Origin of the sequence: Thermaerobacter composti, from assembly GCF_033582035.1 — a bacterium.
GTDB classification, from domain to species: domain Bacteria; phylum Bacillota; class Sulfobacillia; order Thermaerobacterales; family Thermaerobacteraceae; genus Thermaerobacter; species Thermaerobacter composti.
Map to the genome: position 1 here is coordinate 1,762,396 of NZ_CP132508.1, position 15,139 is coordinate 1,777,534.

A 15,139-nucleotide genomic window follows, 5' to 3' on the forward strand; every position below is an offset into this window, starting at 1 on the left:
TCCCCCGCCGTCGGCCGGCCGCTGGCGCTGCGGGCCGGCGCCTCGGGCTCCCCGCCCATGCCGGCACCGCCGAACCGCCCCAGCCCCTCCGTCCCGCCGCCCGCGCCGGCCGTGGCGCCGCCCGGCCGCGGGCCGGCTCCCCTCATCCGGCCAGCTCCAGCTGGGGGGCGATGCCCCGCAGCGCCTCGATGACGTTGGCGATGTGCTGATCCAGCGGCACGCCGAGGTCCTCGGCGCCGCGGATCACGTCCTCGCGGTTCACACCGCGGGCGAAGGCCTTGTCCTTGAACTTCTTCTTCACCGACTTGACCGTCAGGTCGGCCAGCCCGTTGGGGCGCACCAGGGCGCAGGCGATGACGAAGCCCACCAGCTCGTCCACGGCGTACAGCGCCTTCTCCATGCGCGTCTGGCGCGGCACGCCGGTGTGGTCGCCGTGGGACAGGATCGCCCGGATGATCTCCTCGGGCCAGCCCCGCTCGCGCAGGATCTCGGCACCGCGGAAGGGGTGGTCCTCGAGGGACGGGTATCGGTCGTAGTCCAGGTCGTGGAGCAGGCCGGTGATGCCCCACTTCTCCTCGTCTTCGCCGTAGAGGCGGGCGTAGTAGCGCATGGCCGCCTCCACCCCCAGGGCGTGTTTGATCAGGTGGGGGGACTTGGTGTACTCGGTCAAGAGCTCCCAGGCAGCCTGCCGATCGAAGGTCTGCTGCGTCGACTCGGCCATCGCCATCCCTCCATTGCCAACCAGCATAGCGCGAAGGAGGGTTGGGGGCTAGCCGCCGATGGCGTACATCGCCCGCGGGGGCTTGACGAACCCCTTCTGATCGATCAGATGCCCGCGCCACTTGACCCAGACGGCCCGGCGGATGGCCGCCGCCAGGGTCGCGTCGTCGGCCCCGCCGCGCAGCAGCTCGCGCAGGTCGAACTCCTCGACGGCGAACAGGCAGTTGCGGATCTTGCCGTCGGCCGTCAGGCGGATGCGGTCGCAACTGGCGCAGAAGGGCTGGGTCACCGAGGCGATGATGCCGAAGGTGCCCCGCCCGTCGGCGAAGCGGTAGAGGCGGGCGGGGTCGGCGGGGTCGTTGTTCACCGGCTCCACGGGTGCGATGCGCTGCGCCTGTTCGAGGATCTCGGCGGCGGTGTAGACCAGCTCCCGGGTCCACACGTTGGAACCGTCCAGGGGCATGAACTCGATGAACCGCACGGTGAGCTCCACGGGCTGTTCCCGGGCCCAGCGCAGGAAGGTCTCCACCTCGCCGTCGTTGATCCCGCGCATCACCACCGCGTTGATCTTGATCGGCTCGAGGCCCGCGGCGGCGGCCGCGGCGATGCCCTCCAGGACGCGATCGAGCTCGTCCCGCCGCGTGAGCTGGCGAAACCGGTCCCGGTCCAGGGAGTCCAGGCTGATGTTGATGCCGCTCAGGCCCGCCGCCTTGAGCGCCGCCGCCTTCTGGGGCAGGAGGAACCCGTTGGTCGTCATGCTGACGGACCGGATCCCCGGGATCCGCACCAGGCGGGCGACCAGCTCCTCGACGCCGGGCCGCAGCAACGGCTCGCCGCCCGTCAGGCGGATCTTCTCCACCCCCATGGCGGCGCAGAGGCGCACGACCCGCTGGATCTCGTCGAAGGTCAGGATCTCCTCGCTCGGGATCCAGGGGATGTCGCCCTCCGGCATGCAGTACACGCAGCGGAAGTTGCACCGGTCCGTCAGCGAGATGCGCAGCTTCCGCACCACCCGGCCGAACCGGTCGACCAGCGGGCCGGTGGTGGGCATCCCCGGCGGCGCCGGGTCCGTCGCCCGGCTGACCACCGTCCGCACCGCCGCGGCGGCCGGTTCAGGCCCCCCCAGTGTCATGGGCTCACCCCCAGGCGGGTACGGGGCCGGGTTCGTCCGGTGAGGGATCCGGCCCCCGACCGCTCCGTCCCTTCCATTCGGAGACCATGGGGGCGGTTCCTGTCAACCGGCTCCCGCCGGCTCCGCGTCCACCCAAGATCCGTCCGACCTGCACCGGTCGCGTCCCACCGGAGGGGGCGTTCACGCCTCCGGGACGACAACCCCTCCCTTCAGGCGGACCACCCGCTGGAAGGCCCTGGCCAGGCCGAGGTCATGAGTGACGAACAGGACGGTCATGCCGAAGCGATCCGCCAGGTCGTGGATGAGGCGCATCACGTCGCGTTCGGAATCCTCGTCCAGGTTCCCGGTCGGCTCGTCGGCCAACAGCAGCGTGGGGTGGTTGATCAGGGCCCGGGCGATGCAGACCCGCTGCTGTTCCCCGCCGGAGAGTTGGGCGGGCAGGTGGTTCAAGCGGTGGCCCAACCCGACCAGCTCGAGCAGCTCCCGGGCCCGTTCCCGGGGATCGTAGTCCACCTTCCAGGGCACGCAGGGCAGCATGACGTTCTCGAGCGCGGTCAGGGTCGGGATCAGGTGGTATTGCTGGAACACGAACCCGACGTGCTGGAACCGGAACCGTGCCAGATCGGCAGGCCGCGTCGCGGTCACGTCGACGCCGGCGGCGCTCACCCGCCCCTCGTCGGGTGGCTGCAGCCCGGCGATGATGGAGAGGAGCGTGGACTTGCCCGACCCGGAATGGCCCACCAGGGCCACCTTCTCCCCCCGCTCGAGGACCAGGTCCACCCCCTTGAGGACGTCGACCTGGGTGTCACCGATGCGGTAGGACTTGGTGAGCCCCTCCACCACCAGCGCCTTTTCGCCTGCGGGCCCCTGCGGGTTCCCGTCGCGGCCCACCCCAGGTGCCAAGCCCGTTCGGTCGTTCACATCGACGGCTCCTTTCCCCATTCCGATTCCGACCGGTCGCGAGGAGCCGGTCCTGCGCCGTCCCCGGACCCGGATTCCCGTCGCGAGGTTGCCGGCGACGCCGCGCGGTGCGCACCGCATCACCGGATGCCGCCTGCTGCGATCAGCGCCACGGCGGCTCCCAGAAGCGCCAGCACGCCGGCCCAAAACGCCCACCGCCACCACCGCCCGTCCGGCAGCACCTGTCCGGCCTCCACCCCCGCCAGCGCCTGCCAGCCCCACGATCGCAGTTCCACCAGGGCACTGAGCCACCCCGTCAGCGCCCCGAGCCCCACCGGCACCAGCCACACCCACAGCGCCGTCCGCCAGGCTTGCAGGCCGCCGGTCCCATACAATAGCCCGACCACGCCCATCCCCAGCAGGTCGCCTGCCACGCCCGCCAAAAGCCCCAGCAGCGCTCCCTCCGCCACCATCAGCCGCCCGATCCACCCCCGCGGCCACCCCAGCGCGTGCAGCAGCGCCCGCTCCGCCCGGTGGTCGATGGCGTTCTGGCGGATCAGATCAAAGGCCGTCACCGCCGCCACCGCCAGCGCCACCACCCCGATGGCGTACTGGATCGGCCCGACCTTCAGCGCCGCGTATTCGCCCGTGATGGTCGTGTACAGCACCCCCCGCAGGTGCAGGGCGATGTGACTCAAGAGCAGGATCAGGCCCGTCGGCAGGGCCACGGCGAGCCCCGTCAAGAGCGTCCGCCCCGGCCGCCCGAACAGGCTCGCCACCGCCAGCGGCACGATCCCACTGCCCGGCAGCACCCGCCGCCCCGGCGCCACGTCCCCCCACCGCAACGCCTCCCCGGGCGCCACATCCCGCACCGCCCACCCCGCCGCCACCATGGCCGGCAGGTACAGCACCGGCCCCGCCAGCAGGATCAAGCCCACCGCGCCCGCGGGCAGCCCCCCCATCGCCGCCGCCAGCGCCGCCATCAGCCCCACCGCGCCACCGAGCAGCGCCTGTTCTCCCACCGCCAGCCGCCCAAGCGCCCGCCCCGGCCAACCCACCGCTGCCGCCACCCCCAGCTCCCGCCGCCGGGCGGTGACCCCCGTCAGGGCCGTGGCGACCGCATACAGCAACCCCACCACCAGCGCCACCACCACGAAGGCCCCGTGGCCAAACTCCGCCTGCTCCACCGCCGTCACCGCACCCGACAGGTCGAGCCACACGTCTTCCACCCAGCCCAGGGCCGGGTGACCGTTGGACTCCGGCACCTCGATTAGCACCCGGGCCGGGGCCGCTCCCATGGTGACCCGGGCCACCAGGCCCGTCTGCTCCTCGATCGTCCGCGCGATGTCCCGCGCCCGGGCGATGGTCTCGGGGGAGATCTGCTCGCTGCCCTCGATCTTGACCCGCACGGCGTTGATGGCGTCCTCGCCCTCGATCTTCAGGGCCGCCTCCAGGGTGGTGACAAACACCGGCGGGGAGGTCAGAAAGTCGGTGGGGGTGAGCCCGCCCTGGACCGTCTGTGGGGGATTGACCGGCCGCCCCTGGGGATCGAGCACCAGGGTCGCCTCGGCCGGGCGGTAGGTCTCCAGCGGCCGGCCCTTTGCGTCTTTGCTGACCGCCAGCCGCTGGGGGTCGAAGTAGCCGACGACCTCTGGGAAGATGGCTGCGGCCGACCGGTGCGGGAGTTGAAAGGAGCGGTAGACGCGCCCGAAGGAGGCTTTGCGGGTGTCCGTGATGCGGGGATCGACCTCAATGAATCGGGCTTGCCGCAGGGAAAAATAGTTCCGTTCATAGTAAGCGTTGACAATCCTTGAGGAATCCCACGCCTCGCTTAATGGTGTGGCGTCCAGGCTCCGCAGACGGACCGCCCGGGGCCAGCGGGAGGGAAAGGGGCTGACGGTATCGTCGTAGGGCAGCAAGGTTGTCCGGCCCAGTAGACCGCGCCACCGGACATACCCCTCTCGCCAGTAGGTCATGTCGTCGTCCTGCCAACCCGCCCCCAGACTCGCGCGGATGATGTCGAGCCCCTCATGGACCACCCGGAAGGCGACGTCGACCGGTCGCCCCTCGGGGCCCATCCGTTCGACCACGAATTCGGCCCGGACGCCATCCAAGGCCCGGGTATTGACGAGAACCGGGATGTAGAAATCTTGACCGACCCGCACCTTGCGCAACTGGGCCAGCTCTTGCAGGAGATTCGGATCGTCGAATCGCAGGTTCGTCTCCTTCACTTCCTCGATCGGAATGGCCAGGCGGTCTTCGCTGCGGACCGCATCCGAAGGAGCAAAATAGCGACCTTCCGTGATCGCCTGGTCCATGCCGAGCAACGCCGCTTCCGCCCCGGGATCGACCCCTACCAGCAAGACCGGTGCGGGCGCCACGGCGTACGCTGGCTGGAGCGAATCCCAATCCGGCGGAATCCCAGCGGCGTAGTAGTCGCTGATCCCGTCTGGAGCCCCCACCGGCAGCACGCCGTTGTCGCTCGCCGCCACCCACGTCGTCCGGGAAAAGGACTCATTCAATCCAGCCCGGTCGGAACGGACCGTTTCCGTCACCCGGTAGACCCCCGGCGGCCACCGGCGCGGTGGCGATACCGGCCCCTCCGGATCATACCGGGGGAAGAACTTGCCCGGCCCCAGCTCGATGAATCCCACCACCGCCAGGGGCGCCGCCAGCGCGACGCCCGGAATGTGCCGGATCGCTTCGACCTGTTCGGGACCGATGCCCGGTGTGAGGTTCAAGAGGTCATTGGGGGGCAGGAGGTCCGGCAGCGGTTCACCGTTCGCTCGGGGCGCGTACACCAGGATGTCATAAGGAGCGCGGGCCGACTCGGAGTACACCTCGACCACGGTCCCCATCACGGAACCGGACAACAGGGCGATGACCGAGAGGCCCACCCCCAACACCAGCGCCCCGATCATCGCCAGCGCCAGCCGGTCCCGCCGCCCGCTCCAGAATCGCCAGGCCATCATTCAACCCCCGATCACCGTTAACCAATCAATGGGCAAAGGTGGGGGCGCGCCCAACCCCCACCTTGCCAACGCGGCGCCCCAGCACGGTCGATCTTCCGCTGATGCCGCCGGATCGCATGGTGTTGGCGCACCACGCCCTCGCAGAACGGCTCGAGAAGGGCGTCGTCTTCGCCCACCACCGCGACGGTGGACGGGCCCATATCCGGCCCAACCACTCCCTCGCCAATCCGCTGTTGGGGCATACGGAAGGCCCTCACAGATCAACTGGACATAAAACCGGTCGCCGTTGGCGAACTTGCGGCGCACCAGCCGGACGAACTGCAGCCGGCAACCGAGGGCATGGGCCACGCCGGGATCGCGCAGATCAATGATGGCGGGGAGGACAAGTCCCTTCCCCTCGACCGCCCCGTCCCGCCAACGGATGCCGGCATGGTTGGACTTCCCTTCCACCGCGTCCATCGGTAAATGCGCGACGACCGCTCCTTCATGAGCCGCACCAGCCGATGAATTCCGAACTGAGGATCCACTTCGGCAGGGAGGTTAACATGATCTGGCATGACTTCCATCGCGGTAATGTCATCCTGTCGTTCACGGCCACTTCGCGGAGGATGGCTTTCAGGCGATCATCGACTCCATCAACCAGAACCCGCCAACGGTACGTCGGGCACCACACGACATGATTTTGGCAGGAATACGCTACATTGCGGTTCGATTTGAATCTCCATCGGTTTTGCGCCCTCAGCTTTGGCAGAAAAACTCTTCACCACGAATACGGGAAATCCTGCCACAAGGTGACAAGAACTTTTCGACAAAAAACGACAGACTTCACGCGTGATACCTAGTGACCTTTGTCACGGTAGAGCCAACTGTGGAACGCTTGGTCAAGTTCAGCCCAAGACTTCCCCGTCACCTCTTCGATGGCCTCGATGGTGGCCCTGCTGCGCTCGTCAAAGGTCGCCGGGCCGGTCATGCGCGGGTCCGCCGGCTGCCGCGCCAGAGCCTCAAGCACCCGGGCCAGCGTCCCCCGCCCCTGCTCCTCTTCCAAGTAGGCCACCAGCAGCGCCGCCGTGTCCGCCACCCGGTTCCATTGCTCGGGCGGCAGGTCTAGGCCGTTCTGATAGCGGGGCAGATCGGGCAGCGGCAGCGGTCCGCCCGCCTCCCGCAGGCTCGAAACGAGAGCTGCCAGGTCCCGGCCGGTGAGCCGGTCCGCCACGTACCGCCCTACTCCCTCCCGCAACCACTCGGAGGCGTGGTTGTGGCTCATGTCCATCGCAGCCTTCTGGCCCAGTAGGTAGGCCAGAAGCTCCTCTGAGGGAATGTGGTTTCCCGCGACCCGCAACGGCTCGCCATACTCCACCCACGGTGGGATGCCGCGTTTGGTTCCCAGGTTAGGGCCTAGCAACCGGTGCAGGTGGTCCGGTGTCGCGTGCCATTCCAGAACCAGCGGAGGAGATGGGGTCGGCTGTAGTTCCCGTTTCAGCCTTGTCGCGACCCGCCCCGCAGCCCTCGCGGCCTCTTGGGCAGATTCCTGCGGGATCCGCTCGTGGTGCCAGACCACCACTCCGGCATGCTCAAGGGCCTCCAGGTTGAGCCCGTGCTCATACCAGCGGTCGTCCCGCTTCACCCAGACCGTGCCGACCAAATAAACCTGTGAGGCCCCCGGTTCCTCGGGGTCCACCACCTAACACGCACCGTGACAAGCGCAGAGCGCTCCCCGAGCAACGTCACGTCCTGCGGCTCCATGTTCACCCGGCTCCGTGGGTGCGCCTGCTTCCAGAGTTGCAAGTCCTCGAACCAGTGTCGTTTGACCATTCGGTACGCCGGCGCATCGGGATCGACGGTATCCAGAAAACCTGCGAGATCTCCTTCCGATGCGGCTTCCGCCTGCGCCTCCAGCCGGGCGATGATGTCCTGCACGACCTTCCCTTCAGGTTGAGCGGTATCCGCGGTGAGTGCGCCCGCGGCGGCGCGGTGTCTCCACTCTGCAAAAGCTCTCGGTACGGTCAGGACCAGAATGGTCCCGAACGCCGCGAGGGCCACGGCGAGCGAGGTCCAGCGGAGGGCCCGCCCACCCCACAGCACCTGCCGGGCCTCGACCCCCGCCAGCGCCTGCCAGCCCCAGGACCGCAGCTCCACCACGGCGCTGAGGAACCCCGCTAGCGCCCCCAACCCCACCGGGACCAGCCACACCCATGCCGCTGTTCGCCAGGCCTCCATGGCCCCGGCCCCGTACAGCAGCCCGACCATGGTGTAAAGACCGAGGGCGGGGAACGACCATCAACCCCGCCCCCGCTTTCCGTTTCTTCCGAGGAGGTTAGCAGCGCGACAGACAGCCATAACCACATTTTTCGCAGCAGACCTCGCCAGTACGGCTATGCAGTACCGGACGCAGCCATACCGTGTCAACGAGTCACACCAACGGTCACACAGTCGGACGCTGCTACAGATGGGGTAGCTGGGCACTACGGCGTCGCCCACAAGTAGCGAGCCGAGACGCGCGAACAGGCTTACCCGATTCACCCCCTTCCCTCGAATACCAGAACCCCGGCCGCTTCGCGGGTTCGGCCCTCCAAGGGTCGTCTCGACGGAGCCGCTTCGGATTCAAGATTTCGTAACTCTTCACATTCGGCAGCCGTCGGGGGACGCCTCCCGCCGCAGCACTGAGGGAGGGGAGCCCTATCGCCCGGGGCGAGGAGCCAGACGCGGCGGGCCGGTGGGGATCTGGCGCCCGGTGTGATCGATGTAGTAGGGCCCCTTGTGCAGGAGCTGCGAGACGGGGACGATCTCGTACCCCTCGGCCTGCAGCCGGCGCAAGATCTCCGGCAGGGCGGCGGGCGTCGACTCCGCGTTGTTGTGGAAGAGCACGATGGATCCGGGCCGCACCAGCCGCGTCACGCGGTGGACGATCTGCTGCGGCGTGACGTCCATCCAGTCGAGGGAGTCCACGTCCCACTGGACGGGGATGAGCCCCATGGCCTCGACCACGGTGATCACCCGGTCGTCGTAGGCGCCGAAGGGCGGACGGAACAGCCGGGCCTCGAAGCCCGTGGTCTCGCGCACGGCGCGCAGGTTGTCCTCCAGCTCGCGCCGGATCTCGGCGTCGGAGAGGGTGCGGAAGTCGGGATGGGTCGCGGAGTGCAGCCCGATCTCGTGCCCCTCCCGGGCGATCATGCGGGTCTCCTCGGGGTACTTGCGGATCCACATGCTGACCAGGAAGAAGGTGGTCTTGACGTGGTGCCGGCGCAGGATCTCCAGCAGCTTCGGCGTCTTGTCGGCCCCCCAGGTGGCGTCGAAGGAGATGGCGATGCGCTTGCGGTCGGTCTCGACGCTGTAGATGGGCAGCTTCTTCTTGGCCGGCGCCCGCGGGTCGGTGACGGCGAAGCGCGGCACCAGCGGCGCGGGGCCCGCGGGGGAGACCATCTCGTCGGCGGGGGTGGGAGCCGCCACCCGAAGCGCCAGGATCAGGACGAACAGGCCGGTCAGGAGGCCGCCGGCGAACCAGCGGCGTTCATCCCGATACACGGCGGTTCCCCCTCCGGGGCCTTCGCTCCCGGGGCGGTCGCGGCACCCCGGGAGGCGTCCCTTCATGCCTATGTGCCGCCACGCCGGGCCATGCTAGAATGAACGCGTTGCGGCCCAACCGCCTCCGCGCCGATCGCGTCGGGGTCGTCGCCGGTGCCGCGGGCGGGACCGGCGCGGATGGCGCCACCGCAGCCGTGCGACGGAATGGGCGGGAGCAGGACGGCTGGCCGGGGAGCGAGGCGATGGGGAGGCAACCGCCGCTGGCGGGGCGCGACGACCCCCGCCTGCAGGAACGCTACGAGCAGCTGCTGACGGCGGCCGCGGAGGAGTTCGCCACCCGCGGCTACCACCAGACCACCGTCAAGGACATCGTCGAGCGAGCCGGGGTCGCCACGGGCACCTTCTACCTGTACTTCGCCAACAAGGAGCAGTCGTGCGCCGCCCTGATCGAGCGGCTCTACGGCCGCGTCCTGGCGGAGGTGGTGGCGGCCCGGGCGGGCAAGCGCACCAAGCTGGACAAGCTGGCGGCCTCGATCCGCGCCGCCCTGCAGGTGTTCGGCGCCCACCGCAACCTGGCCCACATCGCGCTGGTCCGGGCGCCGGGGGCCCACCCCCTCTTCGACGAGCTGCTGGCCCGCATCCATCGGGAGCTGTGGGACCTGGTGGCCGAGGACATCGCCGAGGCCATCGCCGAGGGGCTGCTGCCCCCCCAGCGGGCGGACCTGAGCGCCCGCGCGCTGATCGGGGCGCTGTACGAGGTGGTGATCAGCTGGCTGCAGGCGGAGGTCCCGGCCCGGCTCGAGGAGGCCGTCGAACCCCTGGTCGCCTTCTGCCTCCGCGGCCTGGGGGCGGCCTGGCCGCCGCCGCGCTGACCGCCGGGTCGGCGCCCCGCGAGGCGCCGGGTCGGCACCCTCAAGCCGCCGGGCCCGCGCCCTGGGAGGCGCAGGGTCGGGGCCCGTAAGCCGGCGGGCCCGCGGCCGTGCGAGCCGGTGCCGGCGCCCCGCGCCGGCACCGGCCTTCGGGTCAAGGCCTCACGGTCGTCCGGGAGCGGGTCCATCGCCCCCTGGCCGCTCTGCGGATCGACGCGGCGCCGGCGGGCGGTGGAGCGGGGCCGCCCGGCGCCCCGACCCTCGCCGGGGCGGCCCCTTGACGGGCGCCGCCGCGGCGTCCCCCAGCGACGGACGCCTACCCGGAGCGGGCGACGCCCCACGGCACGATCCCCAGCAGCAGCAACGCGGCGATGATCGCCGCCACCCCCACGTAGGCCCATCCCACCCCGCGGGCCAGGCGGCGGCAGCCCGGGTCCAGCGCCGGGGACCGGGCCTCCACCTCCAGGAGGAACAGGCCGCAGACCAGGAAGATGGCGGCCGTCACCGGCTCGGCGACCTCCGCCACCAGCGCCATCGTCGCCATCCACGGCGTCACCGGTCCACCCCTTCCTGCCGACCCGGGGCGCTGCGGCCAGCATCCAGGCCGGAAGCGCCCCGGGCGTCACCCGATCCGGGGCTCGGCGCCCGGTCCGGGGTCCGCGGGGTGCTGGTCCCGCTCGTCCCCACGGGCCGGCGGCTATCCTCGGCGGCCCGCCTACCGGATGGTCAGCCCCGTCCGCCGGACCCGGACCACCACCTCGACCCGTAGCGGGAGCGCCTCCGCGGCCTGCCGGAGCACGGGCTCCGGGCGTCGCCACAGGGACGGCTCGGCCACCCGCAGCGCGCGCCCGACGCCGAGGGGGTCGGCGCGCAGGCGGCGCGCCTGCCGGACCACCGCGTCGACCCGCCTGCCTAGGTCCCGCTGGGTCCGGGTCTGGATGCGGTGCATGGTGGCCGGGTCGCTGAGATCGACCCCGCCGGCCCGGTGCTCGGCCACCCGACCCTCGATGAGGAGTCGCAACGTCGCCTGCCGGGCCCCTGCCGGCCCGGCGATGCGCAGGCGCGAGTCCACGTGGAAGATGTCCAGGATCAGGCCGCCGGCCACCGCCTCGCGGATGGGTACGAACAGCGTCGTGCGCCGCGGGCTGCCCATGGCCCACATCAGGTACCACGCGTCGGGCGGCCGCAGCACGGCCCGCATCCGGTCGTCCTGGAACACGCCGAGGCCCTGCAACGCGATGCCGGCCTCCGTGCCGCGCCCGCGCCCCAGCACGGACACCACGGGATCGATCCCCGGCTCGGAGACGTCGGTGAGGAACCGGGAGAGGTCGACGTTGGGGGCGCGGCCGGTGCGAACCAGGTCGTCGATCATCTGGCTGAGGTAGAAGGCGGCCGTGCTGTCCTGGGCCATGGTCATCGTGAGGACGTCGTGGGCCCGCCCCTCCACCACCGCCAGCGGGATCAGCCGGCGGATCTCCGGGTTCTGCACCAACATCTCCAGGTGCTGGAGCACACCCTGACGGGCCAGGTCCTCCCCCACCAGCACCACCCGCACGTGACCCAGGAAGATGTCGAAGCGGGCCCCGTCGCGCATGGCGGCCAGGGCCTCGTGGACGGTGTCGCCGGTGCCGGTCAGCACCACCTTGGTCTCCCCCGCCGCCGGCCCGCGCTGACCGGGTTGGTTGCCGCTGATCCCGGGGCGGGCGGCGGTGCCGCCGGGCACGGTCACCTCGAGGCTGAGCAGGATGCGGCCGCCCGGCGCCCGATCGAGCCCGACGCCGAGCACGATGGCCCGATCCTCGACATCCCGCGCGTCCCAGCAGCCCCCCACCAGCAGGGCGACGGCGACGAGCCACGCGGCGGCCAGCCGACCGACGATCCTCCCCCCGCCAGGCCCGCCCGGACCCGGCGCGGTCCGCCGGGCCGCCACCGGTACCGGCTGGCGGGGCGGCGCGTCGGCCCGCCCCCGGGGCCGTCGGCGGGCCACGGCCTTCACACCCCGCGGCCGCCGGGACCCGGCCGGACGGGGGCGGCGCCGCGGAGGTTCGGGACGGCGGGCCGGGTTCGTGGTGCCGGCGCGGATCGGTGGCGCCACCCGCGCAAGGCGGCCACCGTCCACAACACCAGGGGCGCGGCGATCTCCAGGACCAGGCTGGCCCAACCGAGGACCATCAGCACCTGGGCCACGGCGGCGAAGTTGGGCGGCAGCAGCGCCACCACGTAGAGGACGGGCAGGGCCATGGGCGCCAGCGCGCGGTGCTCCTCGAGCCCCAGGAGTGCCTGGAGCGCCTTGGCCGCGGCGAACAGGCCGGGCCCGACGGTGGTGAAAACCGCCGTCACCCAGACCGCCAGGAACGCCGACTCGAGGCGCTCCAGCACCCGCCCCGGGATCTGGGTGACCTTCACCAGTTCGATGGTCGGCCAGGTGATCCGCTGGACCTCCACGGTGCCGAAGGTGGCCACCGCGGAGAAGACCACCATGCTGTAGATCAGCCCCACCGTACCCGCCGCCAGCCAGGGCAGGCGGCGGCGCGGCCGGTCTTCCAGCTCCGGCAGGAGGAACAGGTAGATGCCGTACCCCGAGTAGGCGAAGAGCGAGTCGGCCATGCCTCCCAGCACCGATCCCAGCCCCAGCCCCAGCTGGGGGCGGACGTAGATCACGTTGGCGCGCCCCATGGTGGCCAGGGCCAGCACCACCAGGGTCACCAGGAGCACGGGGAAGGTCAGCTCGATGGCCCGCATGATGGTGACGGTGCGGTGATGGACCAGGTACACCGCGGCCAGCAGCATGGGCAGCAGGATGGCCTCCACCGGGGTATTGCGCAGCACGTTGGCGTTGACCACCTCGGCGAAGGCCCGGGCGATCACCGCCGCGAACGCGAGGTAGAAGACGAAGTAGCCGCCCAGCAGCACGCGCGTCGCGCCGCGCCCGATGAGCCCCTCGAGGCCACGCTCCAGGCGCTGCCGCCGCATCCACGGCGCCAGGGCGTTGAGGGCGGCCAGCGCCACGGCCACGGGCACGGCGCCCAGCAGCGTGGCGAGGACGCTGTTGGGACCCGCCTTGGCGGCCACCTCGCGAGGGAGCGTCAGGATGCCGACGCCGATGACGATGTTGACCACCACCGTCAAGGCGCCGCGTACGGTGACGGCCTGATCCGTGCGCATCGCCGCCTCCCCTCGTCCTCCGCCGGCCCGCCGGGGCGCCGTGCGCCCTTCGGCCGGGCCACCCCCGGCCGCCTCCCGCCCCGGACGAACCGGCCCCCGGCCGGACCCGCTACGGCCGCGTCGCCCCCTCGCCGCGCTGGACCGCGGGCAGGGGCGCCCGGATCAGCGTGTCCCGCAGCTCCCGCAGCGACCGCGGCGGGGTGTACGGATACAGGTAGGGGATGCCGAAGGACTCCAGATCCGCCAGGTGGACCACGATCAGGAGCAGCCCGATGACCACGCCGTAGAGCCCGAACACCGAGGCCGCCAGCATCAGCGGGTACCGCAGGATGCGCAGGGCGATGGCAGCGCTGTAGGTGGGCGCGGCGAAGGAGCCGATGGTGGTGACGGCGACGACGATGACCATGGCCGGGCTGACGAGACCGGCGGAGACGGTCATCTCGCCGATGATCAGGCCGCCGACGATGCTGATGGCGGGCCCGATGGGGCCGGGCAACCGGATGCTCGCCTCGCGCAGGATCTCCACCGCCGTCTCCAGGAGCAGCGCCTCGCCGATGGCGGGGAAGGGCACGCCGCCCCGCATGGCGGCCAGCAGCACCGCCAGGGGCGTGGGGATCATCTCGGGGTGGAAGGACACGAAGGCGATGTACAGCGCCGGCATCAGCAGCGCCAGCGCCATGGCCAGCAGGCGGATCAGGCGGATCAGGGTGGAGATCAGCCAGCGCTGGTAGTAGTCCTCCGGCGACTGGTACAGCTGGTTGAACAGCGCGGGACCGACCAGGGCGAAGGGGCTGCCGTCGACGAAGAGGGCGAAGCGGCCCGCCAGGAGGTTGGCCACCACCCGATCCGGGCGCTCGGTCTCCATGAGCTGGGGGAACGGGGAGTGGGGGCGGTCTTCCAGCCACTGCTCGAGCTGGCCGGTGTCCAGCAACGAGTCGCTGCGCACCCGGGCCAGCCGGCGTTCCACCTCGGCGATCAGCGGCACCGGGGCGATGCCCTCCAAATAGAGCAAGCTCACCCGGGTTCGCGCCACGTCCCCGAGGCGGTAGACGCGCACCACCAGCTTGGGCGTGACCAGCCGCTGCCGCACCAGGCCGACGTTGACCTCCGTGTTCTCGACGAACCCGTCCCGCGGTCCGCGGACCAACCGCTCGGCGGCCGGCTCCTCCACGGCCCGCTGGCGGAACAGCCGCACCTCGAAGACCCACACCTGGGCGAAGCCCTCCAGGCAGAGCACGGCGTGCCCCGTCAGCAGGCGGGTCACCGTCTCGTCGAGCCCGGGCAGGGCCTCGGCCTCGTCGCTGAAGCGCCACCAGGTGGGGTCGGGCGCCACCTTGCGCGGCCCCTGGCGCAGGTACTGGTCCAGGTCTTCCACCAGGCCCTTGAGCCGCTGGGTGTCCACCAGGGGCTCCAGGAAGAGCAGCGCGGCCACCTGCCGCCCCCGCCGCCGGAAGAACCGCACGTTCAGGTCGGCCGTGTGGTAGAGGGCCGCCCGCAGCCGCTCCACGTCCACGGCCACCGAACCGGTGAAGCCCCCGGTCATGCCGGCCCGGGCGGACGATCGCAGCTCCTGGACCAGGTCCCCGAGCCGCTCCGCCAGAGCGGAGGAGAGCCGCTCCAGTTCCTGAACCTGCTGGGCCACCTGGGCCCGCCGGCGCGCCTCGGTCACCGGACACCGCCACCCCCCGGCATGCCATCAGCATGCGCCGGTGGCAGCGGCCCCATTCCGGCCCAGCCCGCCAGGGAGCGACGCTCGGGGTTGCCGGGGTCCGACGCCTCCGCCCTGAGGCCGCAGCCGGTCCGCGCTTCGCCGGTCCGCGCCATCGCGCGTCCCCGGCACCGCGGCGGGACGGGGGATC

Annotated in this window: 12 protein-coding genes and 1 pseudogene; 1 reads left to right on the top strand and 12 read right to left on the bottom strand. The window is 71.2% G+C overall.

What is annotated here, in order from left to right; all coding sequences use genetic code 11:
- Positions 1 to 142: 142 nt before the first annotated feature.
- The 8 genes and pseudogenes from Q5761_RS07165 to Q5761_RS07195 form a co-directional block, all read right to left on the bottom strand.
- Positions 143 to 721, bottom strand: coding sequence for an HD domain-containing protein (locus Q5761_RS07165; RefSeq protein ID WP_318750032.1), 579 nt, complete (start codon positions 719 to 721; stop codon positions 143 to 145).
- 48 nt (positions 722 to 769) lie between these two features.
- Positions 770 to 1,852, bottom strand: coding sequence for a GTP 3',8-cyclase MoaA (moaA, locus tag Q5761_RS07170; protein WP_318750033.1), 1,083 nt, complete (start codon positions 1,850 to 1,852; stop codon positions 770 to 772).
- Positions 1,853 to 2,032: 180 nt separating this feature from the next.
- Positions 2,033 to 2,773 (bottom strand): ABC transporter ATP-binding protein, encoded by a 741-nt coding sequence (locus Q5761_RS07175; protein WP_318750034.1) that lies wholly within the window; start codon positions 2,771 to 2,773, stop codon positions 2,033 to 2,035.
- A 119-nt stretch (positions 2,774 to 2,892) separates the two neighbouring features.
- Positions 2,893 to 5,724 (bottom strand): FtsX-like permease family protein, encoded by a 2,832-nt coding sequence (locus Q5761_RS07180; RefSeq protein ID WP_318750035.1) that lies wholly within the window; start codon positions 5,722 to 5,724, stop codon positions 2,893 to 2,895.
- 260 nt (positions 5,725 to 5,984) lie between these two features.
- Positions 5,985 to 6,475 (bottom strand): annotated as a pseudogene (tnpA, locus tag Q5761_RS12395) (IS200/IS605 family transposase).
- Between the two features lie 87 nt (positions 6,476 to 6,562).
- Positions 6,563 to 6,988 (bottom strand): hypothetical protein, encoded by a 426-nt coding sequence (locus tag Q5761_RS07185; protein WP_318750036.1) that lies wholly within the window; start codon positions 6,986 to 6,988, stop codon positions 6,563 to 6,565.
- A gap of 356 nt (positions 6,989 to 7,344) precedes the next feature.
- Positions 7,345 to 7,941, bottom strand: coding sequence for a hypothetical protein (locus tag Q5761_RS07190; protein WP_318750037.1), 597 nt, complete (start codon positions 7,939 to 7,941; stop codon positions 7,345 to 7,347).
- A gap of 459 nt (positions 7,942 to 8,400) precedes the next feature.
- Positions 8,401 to 9,246 carry a polysaccharide deacetylase family protein gene (locus Q5761_RS07195; RefSeq protein WP_135225643.1) on the bottom strand — a complete coding sequence of 282 codons (846 nt, stop codon included), beginning with the start codon at positions 9,244 to 9,246 and terminating at the stop codon, positions 8,401 to 8,403.
- A gap of 242 nt (positions 9,247 to 9,488) precedes the next feature.
- On the opposite strand from Q5761_RS07195, the gene Q5761_RS07200 reads away from it, so the two are divergent.
- The gene (locus Q5761_RS07200; RefSeq protein WP_135225644.1) at positions 9,489 to 10,118 is read left to right on the top strand and encodes a TetR/AcrR family transcriptional regulator; all 630 of its coding nucleotides are present in this window, start codon (positions 9,489 to 9,491) and stop codon (positions 10,116 to 10,118) included.
- 313 nt (positions 10,119 to 10,431) lie between these two features.
- On the opposite strand, the gene Q5761_RS07205 is transcribed toward Q5761_RS07200, so the two are convergent.
- The 4 genes from Q5761_RS07205 to Q5761_RS07220 form a co-directional block, all read right to left on the bottom strand.
- The gene (locus Q5761_RS07205) at positions 10,432 to 10,671 is read right to left on the bottom strand and encodes a hypothetical protein (protein ID WP_318750038.1); all 240 of its coding nucleotides are present in this window, start codon (positions 10,669 to 10,671) and stop codon (positions 10,432 to 10,434) included.
- 159 nt (positions 10,672 to 10,830) lie between these two features.
- A complete protein-coding gene (locus Q5761_RS07210) occupies positions 10,831 to 12,102 on the bottom strand; it encodes a Ger(x)C family spore germination protein (RefSeq protein WP_318750039.1) in 1,272 nt (423 codons plus the stop codon).
- Between the two features lie 5 nt (positions 12,103 to 12,107).
- Positions 12,108 to 13,280 carry a GerAB/ArcD/ProY family transporter gene (locus Q5761_RS07215; protein ID WP_318750040.1) on the bottom strand — a complete coding sequence of 391 codons (1,173 nt, stop codon included), beginning with the start codon at positions 13,278 to 13,280 and terminating at the stop codon, positions 12,108 to 12,110.
- Between the two features lie 109 nt (positions 13,281 to 13,389).
- Positions 13,390 to 14,949, bottom strand: coding sequence for a spore germination protein (locus Q5761_RS07220; RefSeq protein WP_318750041.1), 1,560 nt, complete (start codon positions 14,947 to 14,949; stop codon positions 13,390 to 13,392).
- Positions 14,950 to 15,139: the final 190 nt, after the last annotated feature.